The following is a 16,110-nucleotide window of genomic DNA, read 5'->3' on the forward strand; positions in this document are numbered from 1 at the left end:
TCGTTGCAGGGCTCGATCAGTAAGCCTTGCCGGTTTTATAGAAGTGCTCGTAGCAGAAGTTGGTGGCATCGATATAGCCCTCGGCACCACCGCAATCGAAGCGCTTACCCTTGAACTTGTAGGCAATCACGCAACCATCCCGGGCCTGCTTCATCAGGGCATCGGTTATCTGGATCTCACCACCCTTGCCGGGCTCGGTCTGTTCGATCAGTGCGAAGATGTCCGGGGTAAGGATGTAGCGGCCGATAATGGCCAGATTCGAAGGCGCCACTTCCGGCTGGGGTTTCTCCACCATGTTGTGAACACGGTAGATATCTTCGCTGATCATTTCTCCGGCGATCACCCCGTACTTCGAAACCTCGTCCTGGGGCACTTCCTGAATAGCTACGATCGAGCAACGGAACTGGTTGTACAGCTTGACCATCTGTTGCAGTACGCCGTCACCGTTGAGGTTGAAGCACAGATCATCTGCCAGCACCACGGCAAACGGCTCGTCACCGATCAACGGCCGCCCCGAGAGGATTGCATGCCCCAGTCCTTTCATCTCCACCTGGCGGGTGTAAGCGAACGAACATTCATCGATCAGGCGGCGAATGCCGACCAGGTATTTCTCTTTGTCGGTACCCTTGATCTGGTGTTCCAGTTCATAGCTGATATCAAAGTGGTCTTCCAGTGCACGTTTTCCGCGCCCGGTAACCATGGCTATTTCCTTCAGCCCGGCTTCCAGAGCCTCTTCGACGCCGTACTGGATCAGCGGCTTGTTGACAACCGGCAGCATTTCCTTGGGCATTGCTTTGGTTGCAGGCAGGAAGCGCGTGCCGTAACCGGCCGCGGGAAACAGACATTTCTTGATCATGTGGGGAGTCCATCGAGAAGGCATTGAAGAATGCCCGCGAAAGTCTAATCAGCAACAAAGCGGCATTCAATGGGATGAGTCAAATAAGCGCACGTTTTCATGGCGGCAGGCCACTAGAACTCCGCCAGACACTGCTGTTTCTGGTCCCGATCCTGGATGCTGTAGCAACGGCTCCGGTCATTGCCGACCTGGGCCAGACAACTGTTCTTCAGATCGCGATCATTGATAGCGTAGCAACGTGACTTGTCGTGATTGACCGTGGCCAGGCAATTATTTTTCATATCGGCATTCTTGATCGCATAGCAATGGCTGGCATCAGCCAGAGCCGCAGCTGGCAACAGTGCAACAACAAGACCCAGTAAACCCAAAAGATTTTTCATGGCAACGACCCATCTGCGTCAGCTATATGCCTTCATTGCTTGCGGTGCGTCCCGGCTGTTCGTTGCGGACGCAGTATCAGGTTAAACCCCGCAAGAACTTCTGGCATCAAGATAACGAAAATTCTCCTTTATACAGGCCGATTTACGCTGAAATGCACTGTATTGGGGGATTTAAGGCTGTTCGCCATTGTCGAGTTGGCGGGTTACGCGCTAAGGTTCCGGTTCCTCGCCTGGCTGATCCAGTCGCACTGCCTGGTTGTGCATTGACGACTTCAAACCTGCGATCCGATTTCTCCGACCTGATGACGAGCACGATGGCTGATTTACCTATTGATGACCTTAACGTTGCCTCCAACGAGACACTGATCACCCCGGAGCAACTGAAACACGAAATCCCGCTTACCGATGCTGCCCAGCAGACTGTTACCAATGGCCGCCAGGTTATTCGTAACATTCTGGACGGCAAGGATCACCGTCTGTTCGTGGTAGTGGGCCCCTGCTCGATCCACGACATCAAGGCAGCCCACGAATATGCCGAGCGCCTGAAAAAGCTGGCTGCCGAAGTTTCTGACAGCCTGTTCCTGGTGATGCGTGTCTATTTCGAAAAACCGCGCACCACGGTCGGCTGGAAAGGCCTGATCAACGATCCGTATCTGGATGACTCCTTCAAGATTCAGGATGGCCTGCATATTGGTCGCAAGCTGTTGCGGGACCTCGCCGAAATGGGCTTGCCGACCGCTACCGAAGCGCTCGATCCAATCTCGCCGCAGTACCTGCAGGATCTGATCAGCTGGTCGGCTATCGGTGCGCGTACCACCGAGTCGCAGACCCACCGTGAAATGGCTTCCGGATTGTCATCGGCAGTTGGTTTCAAGAACGGTACCGATGGCAGCCTGACCGTGGCCATCAACGCATTGCAGTCGGTGTCCAGCCCGCATCGTTTCCTTGGCATCAACCAGAAAGGCGGCGTTTCCATCGTCACCACCAAAGGCAATCCCTATGGCCATGTGGTTCTGCGTGGTGGTAATGGCAAGCCGAACTACGACTCGGTGAGTGTGGCTGTCTGCGAGCAGGAGCTGGCCAAGGGCAAGATCTCCGGCAATATCATGATCGATTGCAGCCACGCCAACTCCAACAAGGACCCGGCTCTGCAACCGCTGGTAGTCGATAACGTGGCCAACCAGATTCTTGAAGGCAACAGCTCGATTATCGGCTTGATGATCGAGAGCCATTTGGGTTGGGGCAGCCAGTCGATCAACAAGGACCTGAGCCAGCTCAAGTACGGCGTTTCCATCACCGATGCCTGCATCGATTGGGAGACCACCGAAAAGACCCTGCGCGGCATGCACGAAAAGCTCAAGGATGTGTTGCCTAAACGTCCACGCAGCTGAGTTTCAGACAAGTCCACACTGCCAGATAAAAAACGCCCTTGATCGGGCGTTTTTTATTTGAAGGCTTTTTACAGGGTTACAGATAACAGAAAGCCACCCGCAGGTGGCTTTCTGACAGCTTGCAGACTCAGCCTTTGACTTGCCAGCCAGTCAGCTCAGCCAGTGCCTTGCCGATATCAGCCAGCGAACGCACGGTTTTGACCCCGGCGTCCTGCAGTGCGGCAAACTTCTCGTCGGCTGTACCTTTACCGCCCGAGATGATGGCGCCCGCATGGCCCATGCGCTTGCCCGGAGGGGCAGTCACACCGGCGATATAGGAAACCACCGGCTTGGTCACATTGGCTTTGATAAAGGCCGCAGCCTCTTCTTCGGCCGAACCACCGATCTCGCCGATCATCACGATCGCTTCGGTTTTCGGGTCATCCTGGAACAGTTGCAGGATATCGATAAAGTTGGAGCCCGGAATCGGGTCACCGCCAATACCGACACAGGTCGACTGGCCAAAGCCGGCGTCAGTGGTCTGCTTGACGGCTTCATAGGTCAGGGTGCCGGAGCGCGACACGATGCCCACTTTGCCTGGCAGGTGAATATGGCCAGGCATGATGCCGATCTTGCACTCACCGGGAGTAATCACGCCCGGGCAGTTAGGCCCGATCAGACGCACGCCCAATTCGTCACACTTGACCTTGGCTTCCAGCATATCGATGGTCGGAATGCCTTCAGTAATGCAGACAATCAGCTTGATGCCGCCGAAGGCAGCTTCCAGGATGGAGTCCTTGCAGAACGGCGCAGGTACGTAAATTACGCTGGCATCAGCGCCGGTAGCCTCTACCGCTTCCCTGACCGTGTTGAACACCGGCAGATTCAGGTGCGTGGTGCCACCCTTGCCCGGCGTTACACCGCCAACCATCTTGGTGCCATAGGCAATGGCCTGTTCACTGTGGAACGTACCCTGACTTCCGGTGAAGCCCTGGCAGATTACTTTGGTATCTTTATTGATCAGGACGCTCATTACTTGCCCTCCGCAGCTTTGACAACCTGTTGCGCAGCGTCGGTCAGGCTGGTCGCGGCGATGATATTCAAGCCACTGTCAGCCAGTACTTTAGCGCCCAATTCGGCGTTGTTACCTTCCAGACGAACGACCACCGGAATCTTCACACCTACTTCCTTGACTGCACCAATGATGCCTTCGGCAATCATGTCGCAGCGCACGATACCGCCGAAGATGTTTACCAGAACGGCAGCCACATTGCTGTCGGACAGAATGATCTTGAAGGCTTCGGTTACGCGTTCTTTGGTAGCACCACCACCTACATCGAGGAAGTTGGCCGGCGCGCCGCCGTGCAGGTTGACGATGTCCATGGTACCCATGGCCAGGCCGGCACCGTTGACCATGCAACCGATGTTGCCTTCCAGCGCCACATAGTTGAGTTCGAACTTGGCCGCATGGGCTTCACGCGGGTCGTCCTGCGACGGGTCATGCATGGCACGCAGCTTGGGCTGACGGAACATCGCATTGCTGTCGATGTTGATCTTGGCGTCCAGGCAATGCAGGTTGCCATCCTTCTTGATCACCAGCGGGTTCACTTCCAGCAGTGCCAGGTCATAGTCCTGGAACAGCTTGGCCAGACCGACAAATATCTGCGTGAACTGCTTGATCTGGTCACCCTTGAGGCCGAGCTGGAAAGCCAGTTCGCGACCCTGATAAGGCTGAGCACCTACCAGAGGATCAATGGTTGCCTTGAGAATTTTTTCAGGGGTGTCGTGCGCGACTTTCTCGATATCCACACCGCCTTCAGTAGAGGCCATGAACACGATACGGCGGCTCGAACGGTCGACTACGGCGCCAAGGTAGAGCTCCTGGTCGATATCAGTGCAGGATTCAACCAGAATCCTGGTGACCGGTTGGCCGGCGGCGTCTGTCTGGTAAGTTACCAGACGCTTGCCCAGCCAGTTCGCGGCGAAAGCCGCAGCTTCGTCCTTGTTCTTGACCAGCTTTACACCGCCAGCCTTGCCGCGACCACCGGCGTGAACCTGGGCCTTGACCACCCACTCTGTTCCGCCAATCTTGTCACAGGCCTCTGCAGCAGCCTCGGGACTATCAACTGCATAGCCCTGGGATACAGGCAGACCGTACTCAGCAAACAACTGCTTACCCTGATACTCGTGGAGATTCATGCTTTCCTACCGTGTTTGAATGGGTATTGCGCATTTCGGCACCGTATTTTTGATATGGCACCACCTGTTACCGTTTCTCTGATAAGAGAAAGCAACTGTCAGAACAGAACCGCGATAGCTCTGCGCGAATTAGTCGCTTTGGTAAAGCGCCCCCTACTGGGTAGGGGGGGTAATCTGATTTCAGCGTTTTTTACGATTGGCTATATGAATCGCATGGCCATTTACCGCCAGTGCCGCTTCATGCAGTGCTTCGGACAGCGTTGGGTGTGAGAACACCATCATGCCGATGTCCTCTGCGCTGGTGCCAAATTCCATGCCGATGGCACCCTGCTGAACCAGTTCGGCTGCACCTGGGCCAATTACGTGTACACCCAGCACGCGATCCGTTTCTGCATCCGCGATAACCTTGACGAAACCACCGGTGTCATTGGCGGCCATGGCCCTGCCGCTGGCCGCAAACGGGAATACGCCGACATTCACTGCCACGCCTTCGGTCTTGAGGGTCTGCTCGGATTTGCCAACCCATGCGATTTCCGGGTGGGTGTAAATAACCGAAGGGATCAGGTCGTAGTTCATCTGTGCCTTGTGACCGGCAATCCGCTCGGCAACCATGATCCCTTCCTCGGATGCCTTGTGTGCGAGCATAGGTCCACGCACCACATCACCGATGGCGTAAACGCCTGGCGCGCTGGTTTTGCAATGGTCATCGACGAAAATAAAGCCGCGCTCGTCCAGTTTCACACCACTGTCGACCGCGAGCAGTTCGTTGGTGATCGGACGCCGGCCGACAGCCACAATCAGCTTGTCGAAAGTGAGGCTCTGATCGCCTTCAGCATCAACAAAGCTGACCGTGACCTGCTTTTTCTTGATTTCCGTACCCGTCACACGGGCACCCATGCGAATGTTTAATCCCTGCTTGCTGAGGGTCTTGTACGCTTCTTTGGCGACCTGCTCATCTGCCGCCGGGAGGAATTTATCCAGCGCCTCGAGCACGGTAACTTCAGCACCGAGACGTGCCCATACCGAGCCCAGTTCCAGACCGATTACACCAGCACCAATCACGCAAAGCTTCTTCGGTACAGCCTGGAAGTCCAGCGCCCCTGTCGAATCAACAATCACATCCTGATCAACCGGTGCCGGAGGAATAGTGCTCGGCACAGAACCGACCGCAAGAATCACGTTTTCTGCCGCAACCACCGAAACACTGCCGTCCAGCGCAGTGATCTCAACCTGTTTGTTGGCAAGCAGCCTGGCCTGCCCTTCAAGGAGCGTCACACCATTTGCCTTGAACAGGGTGGCGACACCGCCGGTGAGGTTTTTCACGATGACGTCCTTGCGCCCGACCATCGCGGGCACGTCCATCGTTACGCCTTTGGCCTCGATGCCATGGACTTTGAAACCAGAGAGTGCTTCATGGTATTTCCAGGAGCTGTCCAGCAGGGCTTTTGAAGGAATGCAGCCTACGTTGAGGCAGGTTCCACCCAAGGCTACCTTACCCTGCTTGTCCTGATACTTCTCGATACAGGCAGTCTTCAGGCCAAGCTGCGCAGCCTTGATGGCTGCCACGTAGCCACCCGGGCCGGCACCAATCACCACTACGTCAAATTGCTGTGTCATAACACTATTCCTTTTCGTGTAAACCGGACGCCACCCTGTCGATGGCTGTCCTTGCATTAGTTACCGGCTGTTCAGACATCCAGCAACAGGCGTGCCGGATCTTCCAGCAGGTTCTTGATGGTCACGAGGAAGCTGACCGCTTCCTTGCCGTCGATCAGACGATGATCGTAGGACAGCGCCAGATACATCATCGGACGGATTACTACCTGGCCGTTGATGGCCATCGGCCGCTGCAGGATGTTGTGCATGCCCAGGATCGCTGCCTGCGGCGGGTTGACGATTGGCGTCGACATCATCGATCCGAACGTACCGCCGTTGGTGATGGTGAAGGTCCCTCCAGTCATGTCTTCGATCGACAGCTTGCCGTCTTTGGCCTTCTTGCCGAACCCGGCGATGGTGCCTTCGATATCCGCCAGTCCCATCAGCTCGGCATTACGCAGAACCGGAACCACCAGACCGCGATCGCTGGATACCGCTACACCAATATCCTGGTAGCCGTGATAGACGATATCAGTACCGTCAATCGAGGCGTTGACTGCGGGGAAGCGCTTGAGTGCTTCCACGGAAGCCTTGACGAAGAACGACATGAAGCCCAGACGCACACCATTATGGGTCTTCTCGAACAGATCCTTGTACTTGGAGCGCAAGGCCATGACTTCAGTCATGTCCACTTCATTGAAAGTGGTCAGCATCGCCATCGAAGACTGGGCTTCGACCAGACGCTCGGCAACTTTGGCACGCAAACGCGTCATCGGTACGCGTTTTTCTACCCGGTCACCGCCGGCAAACAAAGGTGCTTCGGCAGCAGGCGCAACGGTTTTTGCTACTGGCGCAGCCGGTGCAGCCTTTTTCGCTTCTACTGCAGCAGCAGCATCTTCCTTGGTGACGCGCCCGCCTTTACCCGTGCCGCTGATGCTGGCCGGGTCAATACCGCCTTCCTCAGCCAGTTTGCGCGCTGCCGGTGAAAGGATCGGCGCCTCTGCACTTTTCGCAGCGGTTGCAGTAGCGACTGCAGGTGCGGCGGCTGGTGCCGGAGCGGCCGCCGCAGTTGCGGCTCCACCCTCACCCAGGCGGCCCAAAAGTTCGCCGCTCAGAACCGTGTCGCCTTCATTCATGATGATCTCTGCAAGCACACCATCAGCTTCGGCAAGCACTTCCATGACCACTTTGTCGGTTTCGATATCCACCAGCAACTCGTCACGCTTGACCGCTTCTCCCGGCTTCTTGTGCCAGGTTGCGACTGTGCCGTCCGCAACCGATTCAGGGAATGAGGGTGCTTTGATGTCGATAGCCATGCTCTTGTGTTCCTGTTTATTTGCGTTCTGTTCTGCATAGCTGCGAAACCCAAAGCATCGCAGCACCGTTTTTTCGTGGGTGTTACACAGTAAAGGCGTCTTCCAGCAGTTTTGCCTGTTGCTCCGCATGCATTGAAGCGTAACCGCATGCCGGAGCTGCTGAACCGTCACGTCCGGCATACTCGAGGAATAGTGATTTCTTGTGAGCAGCTATGACACGGCGCATATGATGCTGGCTGCAATACCAGGCACCCTGGTTCATCGGCTCTTCCTGGCACCAGACAATGTGCTTGATGTTTTTGTAGCCAGACAGAACCTCAGCCAGATCGTTTTCCGGAAACGGATAAAGTTGCTCAATGCGCACAATGGCAATGTCCATGCGCTCCGCTGCACGGCGCTTCTCCAGCAGGTCGTAGTAAACCTTGCCACTGCACAGAATCAACCGTTCGATTTTTTTCGGGTCAACCGGATCAATCTCGTTGATCACTGTCTGGAAGGTGCCCTCAGCAAGATCTTCAAGTGTCGAAGTGGCTAATTTGTGCCGCAACAGGGACTTGGGCGTCAATGCGACCAAAGGCTTACGCAGCGGACGAACCACCTGGCGCCGCAGCATGTGGTAAACCTGTGCAGGCGTCGTAGGCACGCAGACCTGCATGTTGTGCTCGGCACAAAGCTGCAAATAGCGCTCAAGACGTGCGGAGGAATGCTCCGGTCCCTGCCCTTCATAGCCATGCGGCAGCAGCATGGTCAGACCACAGAGCCTGCCCCATTTGGTTTCACCGCTGGAAATGAACTGATCGAATACCACCTGGGCACCGTTGGCGAAATCACCAAACTGCGCTTCCCATACAACCAGTGCATTCGGCATGGTGGTCGAATAGCCGTATTCAAAAGCCAGTACTGCTTCCTCTGACAGATAGGAGTCGTAGAGGTCCATTCGCGGCTGATCGATACTCAGATGCTGCAAAGGCAGATAAACACTTGCATCCTTCTGATTGTGCAAAGCCGCATGCCGGTGCGAGAAAGTCCCGCGACCCACATCCTGGCCGGTAAAACGCACCGGGTGACCATCATTGAGCAATGTCGCATAGGCCAGATTTTCGGCATAACCCCAGTTGATCGGCAGCGCTCCGGCGGTCATTTTCTGGCGATCTTCAAGAATCTTCGCCACTTGCCGCTGCACTACCAAGCCGTCCGGAATATCCAGCAACTTGTCAGCCAGCCTCTGCAGGGTTTTCAGGTCTACACGGGTATCGTAATGAGCCGTCCAGACGTGCCCCAGATACGGGCGCCAGTCAACGAACAACTCCTTGTTGGGTTCCTTGACCAGGCTCTTGACTACATGGTGACCGTTGTCCAGGTCATTGCGATAATCATTTATCTTGTTCTGGACTTCTTCCTCGGTAATTACACCGTCCTGTACCAGGGCGTTGGCATAGAGTTCCCGCGTGGAAATCTGCTTGGCAATCTGCTGGTACATCAAAGGCTGGGTACCGCTTGGTTCATCCGCCTCGTTGTGGCCGCGACGGCGATAGCAAACCAGATCGATAACCACGTCCCGCTTGAACTGCATGCGGTAATCGACAGCCAGCTGGGTTACAAACAGGACAGCTTCCGGATCGTCACCATTGACGTGGAAAATCGGCGCCTGAATCATTTTTGCCACGTCAGTGCAGTACTCGGTAGAGCGTGCATCTTCCTGACGACTGGTGGTGAAGCCGACCTGGTTGTTGATCACGATATGAATGGTGCCACCAGTTTTATAGCCCCTGGTCTGGGACATCTGGAAGGTTTCCATGACCACGCCCTGACCGGCGAACGCAGCATCGCCGTGAAGAGAGATAGGCAGAACCTTTTCCCCAAGCGCATCTTTACGCCGGTCCTGGCGCGCCCTGACAGAGCCCTCCACTACCGGTGAAACAATTTCCAGATGCGACGGGTTGAAAGCCAGGGCCAGGTGTACCTCGCCCCCGCTAGTCATTACGTTGGAAGAAAAACCCTGGTGATATTTAACGTCACCGGAGCTAAGCCCTTCCGTTTTCTTGCCTTCGAATTCGTCGAATAGTTCGCGAGGATTCTTGCCAAAGGTATTGACCAGTACGTTAAGGCGGCCACGGTGGGCCATGCCGATAACAATTTCCTTGACGCCATAAGAGCCGGTGCGCTGAATGATTTCGTCAAGCAGGGGAATCAGGCTCTCGCCACCTTCCAGACCAAAGCGCTTGGTGCCTGGATACTTGGTGCCCAGATATTTTTCCAGACCCTCTGCGGCGGTGAGTCGCTCAAGCAGATGTGTCTTGGCCTCAGCAGAGATGAGCGGCCGGCCCTGAACGCTTTCCAGACGCTGCTGAAACCATTTGCGCTGCTCGGTATCAACAATATGGGTAAATTCTGCGCCTATGTTTCTGCTGTAAGTATTCTGCAGGGCAGAATAAATCTCACGCAGAGTGGCTACGGATTGCCCTACAAAAGCATGCCCGCCGATATCAAAAGTCGTATCGAGGTCTGCATTGGTAAGTCCGTAATGCTCCACCGTCAGATCGTCCGGAATTGGACGACGCCATAAACCCAGTGGATCGAGAGTGGCCGCCTGATGACCGCGCATGCGGAAGGCCTGAATCATCCGCAGGACTTCCAGCTGCTTCTTTTCATGGGCACTACTGGTTGCACCAGCAGCCGCCGGCTTGGCGTTGCGCTGATTTTTTGCGAGCAATACAAACTGGTCGCGAATCGTGGCATGGGAAACGTCACTGGCCGCAACACCACTGGCCGGCAGTTTCTGGAAGTAGTTGCGCCACTCCTCAGGAACAGCGTTTGGATCATGCAGATAAAGCTCATAGAGCTCTTCCACATAGGCCGCATTTCCGCCGGACAGATGTGCACTGTTCCACATGCGCTGCATCACGCTTTCTTGCATGCTAGGTCACCCTCTTGAAGGGGGGCACTACCGCGCGAATCCGTTGCATTTTACCAGTCCAATGCAGCGACTTGGTAAGCCACTACGGGTCCCGCAGATAGTCCGGGCACCAGCCCGGATCCCCTGCTGGTCGTCTAATTCAATTCGAGCTGCGGCTTTGTGGGCTACGGCTCATGTCAGTTACTTGGCACCGGTTTGTTACCAGCACCAAGGCTAGATCAAGCGAATGTATCAAGTGCCGCTTTGCAGCAGCATATTGCGCACATGCCCAATAGCTTTGGTCGGATTCAGACCTTTCGGACAAACATTCACGCAGTTCATGATGCCACGGCAGCGGAATACACTGAACGGATCATCAAGTGCTGCCAAACGCTCAGCCGTCCTGGTATCGCGACTGTCAGCCAGAAACCGGTAGGCTTGCAGCAAGGCTGCCGGGCCAAGGAACTTGTCGGGATTCCACCAGAACGAAGGACAGGATGTAGAGCAACATGCGCACAGAATGCACTCATATAGCCCGTCGATCTTTTCTCTCTGCTCGGGAGATTGCAGACGCTCGATAGCAGGCGCCGGCGTGTCATTCTGCAGATATGGCTGCACCTTCTCGTACTGCTTGTAGAAGATGCCCATATCCACTACCAGGTCACGAATAACCGGCAGACCAGGCAGAGGACGAATTACCAGTTTCCCGCCCTTGAGCCCTGCTTCGGACAGCGGGGTGATGCAGGCAAGGCCGTTCTTGCCGTTCATGTTCATGCCGTCAGAACCGCAAACACCTTCACGACAGGAGCGACGGTAAGAGAAGCCCTCATCCTGTTCCTTGATCAGCGCGAGCACATCGAGAACCATGATGTCCTTGCCGCCGGTATCGACCTGAAAGTCCTGCATCAACGGGGCAGCATCTTTCTCAGGGTTGTAGCGGTAAACACTGACTTGCAACTTATTGGCTTGTGACATGCCCATTACCCTTAATAAGTACGAACCTTGGGTTCAAAAACAGGAACGGTCTTGGGCGCGAAGTTCACTGCGCGCTTGGCTACACGCTTCTCGCCCGGGAAGTACAGCGAATGGCACAGCCAGTTCTCGTCATCACGATCTTCAAAGTCTTCACGGGCATGTGCGCCGCGCGACTCTTTGCGCTCCTCTGCCGCAATCGCTGTGGCTTCGGCGACTTCCAGCAGGTTCTGCAACTCAAGTGCTTCGATACGGGCCGTGTTGAACGCCTGGCTCTTGTCAGCAATCTTCACACCGGCGATGCGCTGACGCAGGTCTGAAAGCTGGGCAATGCCCTTCTGCATGTATTCACCGGTACGGAACACACCAAAGTAGTTCTGCATGCAGTTCTGCAGTTCTTTACGCAGAGGTGCAACATCCTCACCGGATGACCGCTCATTCACACCGGCCAGTCGCGACAGCGAGCTCTCGATATCTGTTTCACTGGCGCCACGCAGTTCAATGCCTTCCTTCAGTGCTCGCTCCAGATGCAGACCAGCCGCACGGCCGAATACCACCAGATCAAGCAAGGAGTTGCCACCCAGACGGTTGGCGCCGTGAACGGATACGCAAGCCACTTCACCTACCGCAAACAGGCCTTCAATGACCTTGTCGTTGCCGTTGGCATCCTGGGTGATCGCCTGACCATGAATATTGGTTGGCACGCCACCCATCATGTAATGGCAAGTAGGCACAACCGGCACCGGAGCGGTTACAGGGTCAACGTGGGCGAAAGTCTTGGACAGCTCACAGATACCTGGCAGACGACTGTGCAGCACCTCCTCACCCAGATGATCCAGCTTGAGCATTACGTGGTCGCCATCCGGACCACAGCCATTTCCGGCAATGATTTCCTTGACCATGGAACGCGCAACCACATCACGGCCAGCGAGATCTTTGGCGTTGGGTGCATAACGCTCCATGAAGCGCTCGCCATGCTTGTTGATCAGGTAACCGCCTTCGCCGCGGCAGCCTTCGGTAACCAGTACGCCAGCACCGGCGATACCGGTCGGGTGGAACTGCCACATTTCAATATCTTGTACCGGTACGCCGGCACGCAACGCCATACCGATACCATCACCGGTATTGATCAGGGCATTGGTGGTCGATGCATAGATTCGTCCAGCACCACCGGTTGCCAGAACCACGGCTTTTGAGCGGATATAAACGGTTTCACCGGTTTCGATGCAGATGGCAATGACACCGACAATCGCACCGTCCTGGTTCTTTACCAGATCAACGGCATACCACTCGTTGAGGAACGATGTATTGGCCTTGAGGTTTGCCTGGTACAGCGTGTGCAGCAAGGCATGGCCGGTACGGTCGGCAGCCGCGCAGGTACGGGCGGCCTGGGTCGGATTGTCCGGACCTTTGGACTGGCCACCAAAGGGGCGCTGGTAGATGCGACCCTGTTCGGTGCGCGAGAATGGCAAACCCATATGCTCGAGTTCGAATACTGCTTCCGGGCCTACGGAGCACATATATTCGATAGCGTCCTGGTCACCGATATAGTCGGAGCCCTTGACGGTGTCGTACATGTGCCAGCGCCAATCGTCATTCGGGTCAGCCGAGGCAATGGCGCAAGTAATGCCGCCCTGGGCAGAAACCGTGTGCGAGCGAGTAGGAAAAACCTTGGTGACTACTGCGGTCTTGTGGCCGCCTTGCGCCAACTGCAGCGCAGCACGCATGCCCGCACCACCGCCACCAATAATGATGGCGTCATAGGAAAGAGTAGGAATGTTAGCCATTAATCAGATACCCCAGAGAATCTGTACGCCCCAGACGAAGAGCACGAACATCAACATGCCGCAGAACGCCTGCACGAGAAACCGCACACTTGTAGCCCACTTGCCCAACGCCATCGGGGTCAGGTAGTCGGTAGTAATTGTCCACATGCCAACCCACGCGTGGACGCTACCGGACAGCAGTGCCAGCAAAGCGAAAATACGTACCCAGTTCTGGGAAAACAGTGCTTTCCAGTCGCTATAGGTCAGGCCCGGATGCGCAACCAGATAGCCCAGCAGGAAAAGGAAGAACGCAGCCAGCACGACGGCCGAAACGCGTTGAGCCATCCAGTCATAGAGACCCGAGCGCGAGAAATTCGTAACGTTGGTTACCATATCCAAACCCCTGCAAGCAGAATCAGAACTGCGGAAACAATCAGGACAATCTTGGAGCCAAGCTTGCCGCCTTCCAGCGTTTCACCAATGCCCGCATCCATGACCAGATGGCGGACGCCGGCGACGAGGTGATAGAGCAGTGCGGACAGCAGACCCCACACCACCAGTTTGGCCAGCGGGCTGCTCATGCAAGCCTGAAGCCGGGCGAAACCTTCTTCTGAGGAGAGCGACATTTCCAGGCCATACAGGAGTATGGCAATACCGAAAAACAGGATGACCCCGGAGATGCGATGCAGAATCGAGGTATAGGCAGTGATCGGGAGCTTAATTGTCCGAAGATCAAGATTTACAGGGCGTTGGCTATTCAAGGCTGCTTACCACACTGAGAGCCCCTGACTTGGGGGGATTGTCGGGAAACGCACCGCAAGCCCCACCACCCGAAAGTGACGAGCATCAAGCCGAAGGCCCAATACTGCGGTGTTCGGCTGCGGAGTATAAGGCAGCCAAAGCACCCTTTACAATTAAAACGGTACCCTCCTTCCTGCGCATTGCACATCGGCCGGAAATCGCGTAAATGAGCATTAACAACTTCCAAAACCCAGTAGAAATCGAGCCCTTGGCTCGTTTTAGTCAAATTGACTTTCAACTTTTTGACTCTATAGTGTCTCGGCCCCGCATCGGGGCGGACAGTTGATTTCAAGCAATCAGGGAGGCCGATATGGCTGACAATAAAGCCCAGTTGATCATCGAGGGCTCAGACCCCGTCGAACTGCCTATTTTGCGCGGCACAGTTGGTCCGGATGTGATCGATGTGCGCGGACTCACCGCTACAGGCCGCTTCACTTTTGACCCTGGATTCATGTCAACGGCATCCTGCGAGTCGAAAATCACCTACATCGATGGTGACAAGGGTGTCCTGCTGCATCGTGGCTATCCGATCGAACAACTTGCAGACAATTCAGACTATCTGGAAACCTGCTACCTGCTGCTAAACGGCGAATTGCCGACAGCTGCCCAGAAAGAAGCCTTTGTCAGTGTGATCAAGAATCACACCATGGTTCATGAGCAGCTGAAGAACTTCTTCAACGGCTTCCGCCGTGACGCGCACCCCATGGCCATCATGTGCGGTGTGGTCAGTGCTCTTTCTGCCTTCTATCACGACTCGCTGGATATCAATGACCCGCACCACCGCGAAGTTTCGGCTATCCGCCTGATCGCCAAGATGCCGACCATTGCCGCCATGGCCTACAAGTATTCAACCGGCCAGCCGATCATGTATCCGCGTAACGATCTGTCCTATGCAGAAAATTTCCTGCACATGATGTTCAACACGCCCTGCGAAACCAAGCCGATCAGCCCTGTTCTGGCCAAGGCGATGGACAAGATTTTCATCCTGCACGCCGATCACGAGCAGAATGCTTCTACCTCGACTGTGCGTCTGGCCGGCTCTTCCGGTGCCAACCCGTTCGCCTGTATTGCTGCCGGTATCGCAGCGCTCTGGGGCCCGGCCCACGGTGGCGCCAACGAGGCCGTATTGAGCATGCTGGATGAGATCGGTGATGTTTCGAACATCGAAAAATACATTGCCAAGGCCAAGGACAAGAACGACCCGTTCAAGCTGATGGGCTTCGGTCACCGCGTCTACAAGAACTTCGATCCGCGCGCCACGGTAATGAAACAGACCTGCGACGAAGTGCTGGCCGAACTGGGCATCAACGATCCGAAACTCCAATTGGCAATGAAGCTGGACGAAATAGCGCGTAACGACCCCTATTTCAAAGAGCGCAACCTGTATCCGAATGTGGACTTCTATTCGGGCATCATTCTCAAGGCCATCGGCATACCAACCAGCATGTTCACCGTGATTTTTGCTGTATCGCGGACTGTTGGCTGGATCTCGCACTGGAAGGAGATGCTCTCCAGTCCGTACAAGATCGGTCGTCCTCGTCAGCTTTACACGGGTTACGACAAGCGCGATTACCTTCCGCTGGACTCCCGCAAATAAGCTTCGCGTTATCTGAAACAAGGCTGCTCCGGCAGCCTTGTTTCATTTCAGCGAGGTCAAATCTTCCAGCCAGCCGATCAGGCGCAATGCCTCTTCACGGGTAGCCCCGCAGACACTGGCATCGGCCTGAAAACCGAGGCATACAGCCGGTCGCTCGGGCAAGCCGAAAAGCCTGCACCGGTTGCCCTCATCCAGCTGTACGCAACGCTCACCGGCCGCCTTGCCGGCAGGCATGCCGGGAATGGCAGAAGTGATCGATGGCGCGATACAGCACGCACCGCAACCTGCACGACATTGCATCAAGCCGTTCTCCCGGATTTATCTGCAGTCGATTTTAAGCTGCGCCAGTATGACTTTGAAC

At 55.5% G+C, this 16,110-nt stretch carries 14 protein-coding genes; 2 read left to right on the forward strand and 12 right to left on the reverse strand.

Features of this window, described 5'->3' with window-relative positions; all coding sequences use genetic code 11:
• Nucleotides 1–16: 16 nt before the first annotated feature.
• Both galU and BLT89_RS07665 read right to left on the reverse strand, forming a co-directional pair.
• Nucleotides 17–856, reverse strand: a complete 840-nt coding sequence (galU, locus tag BLT89_RS07660; RefSeq protein ID WP_090193944.1) for a UTP--glucose-1-phosphate uridylyltransferase GalU — start codon at nt 854–856, stop codon at nt 17–19.
• Nucleotides 857–969: 113 nt separating this feature from the next.
• Nucleotides 970–1,236, reverse strand: coding sequence for a hypothetical protein (locus tag BLT89_RS07665; RefSeq protein WP_090193946.1), 267 nt, complete (start codon nt 1,234–1,236; stop codon nt 970–972).
• Between the two features lie 314 nt (nt 1,237–1,550).
• On the opposite strand from BLT89_RS07665, the gene BLT89_RS07670 reads away from it, so the two are divergent.
• Nucleotides 1,551–2,627 (forward strand): 3-deoxy-7-phosphoheptulonate synthase, encoded by a 1,077-nt coding sequence (locus BLT89_RS07670; RefSeq protein ID WP_090193948.1) that lies wholly within the window; start codon nt 1,551–1,553, stop codon nt 2,625–2,627.
• 127 nt (nt 2,628–2,754) lie between these two features.
• Here BLT89_RS07670 and sucD read toward each other — a convergent pair whose 3' ends face one another.
• From sucD to sdhC, 9 genes are all read right to left on the reverse strand, one after another.
• Complete coding sequence (sucD, locus tag BLT89_RS07675) at nt 2,755–3,639, reverse strand: succinate--CoA ligase subunit alpha (RefSeq protein ID WP_090193950.1); 885 nt, start codon at nt 3,637–3,639, stop codon at nt 2,755–2,757.
• The gene (gene sucC, locus BLT89_RS07680; protein WP_090193951.1) at nt 3,639–4,805 is read right to left on the reverse strand and encodes an ADP-forming succinate--CoA ligase subunit beta; all 1,167 of its coding nucleotides are present in this window, start codon (nt 4,803–4,805) and stop codon (nt 3,639–3,641) included. Before sucC ends, sucD begins: the two co-directional genes overlap by 1 nt.
• Before the next feature lie 180 nt (nt 4,806–4,985).
• Nucleotides 4,986–6,422 carry a dihydrolipoyl dehydrogenase gene (gene lpdA, locus BLT89_RS07685; protein ID WP_090193953.1) on the reverse strand — a complete coding sequence of 479 codons (1,437 nt, stop codon included), beginning with the start codon at nt 6,420–6,422 and terminating at the stop codon, nt 4,986–4,988.
• Between the two features lie 71 nt (nt 6,423–6,493).
• The gene (odhB, locus tag BLT89_RS07690) at nt 6,494–7,717 is read right to left on the reverse strand and encodes a 2-oxoglutarate dehydrogenase complex dihydrolipoyllysine-residue succinyltransferase (RefSeq protein WP_090193954.1); all 1,224 of its coding nucleotides are present in this window, start codon (nt 7,715–7,717) and stop codon (nt 6,494–6,496) included.
• An 82-nt stretch (nt 7,718–7,799) separates the two neighbouring features.
• Entirely contained in the window at nt 7,800–10,634 is a 2,835-nt protein-coding gene (locus tag BLT89_RS07695; RefSeq protein ID WP_090193956.1) for a 2-oxoglutarate dehydrogenase E1 component, read from the reverse strand.
• A gap of 231 nt (nt 10,635–10,865) precedes the next feature.
• Nucleotides 10,866–11,588, reverse strand: coding sequence for a succinate dehydrogenase iron-sulfur subunit (locus tag BLT89_RS07700; RefSeq protein WP_090198814.1), 723 nt, complete (start codon nt 11,586–11,588; stop codon nt 10,866–10,868).
• An 11-nt stretch (nt 11,589–11,599) separates the two neighbouring features.
• The gene (gene sdhA / locus BLT89_RS07705) at nt 11,600–13,372 is read right to left on the reverse strand and encodes a succinate dehydrogenase flavoprotein subunit (protein WP_090193957.1); all 1,773 of its coding nucleotides are present in this window, start codon (nt 13,370–13,372) and stop codon (nt 11,600–11,602) included.
• A 3-nt stretch (nt 13,373–13,375) separates the two neighbouring features.
• Nucleotides 13,376–13,744, reverse strand: coding sequence for a succinate dehydrogenase, hydrophobic membrane anchor protein (sdhD, locus tag BLT89_RS07710; RefSeq protein WP_090193958.1), 369 nt, complete (start codon nt 13,742–13,744; stop codon nt 13,376–13,378).
• Nucleotides 13,738–14,112 carry a succinate dehydrogenase, cytochrome b556 subunit gene (sdhC, locus tag BLT89_RS07715; protein ID WP_090193960.1) on the reverse strand — a complete coding sequence of 125 codons (375 nt, stop codon included), beginning with the start codon at nt 14,110–14,112 and terminating at the stop codon, nt 13,738–13,740. Before sdhC ends, sdhD begins: the two co-directional genes overlap by 7 nt.
• A gap of 350 nt (nt 14,113–14,462) precedes the next feature.
• On the opposite strand from sdhC, the gene gltA reads away from it, so the two are divergent.
• Nucleotides 14,463–15,749, forward strand: a complete 1,287-nt coding sequence (gltA, locus tag BLT89_RS07720) for a citrate synthase (RefSeq protein WP_090193962.1) — start codon at nt 14,463–14,465, stop codon at nt 15,747–15,749.
• A gap of 42 nt (nt 15,750–15,791) precedes the next feature.
• On the opposite strand, the gene BLT89_RS07725 is transcribed toward gltA, so the two are convergent.
• Nucleotides 15,792–16,049, reverse strand: a complete 258-nt coding sequence (locus BLT89_RS07725; protein WP_090193964.1) for a YkgJ family cysteine cluster protein — start codon at nt 16,047–16,049, stop codon at nt 15,792–15,794.
• Nucleotides 16,050–16,110 lie beyond the last annotated feature (61 nt).

The organism is Pseudomonas pohangensis (genome assembly GCF_900105995.1).
GTDB lineage: Bacteria > Pseudomonadota > Gammaproteobacteria > Pseudomonadales > Pseudomonadaceae > Aquipseudomonas > Aquipseudomonas pohangensis.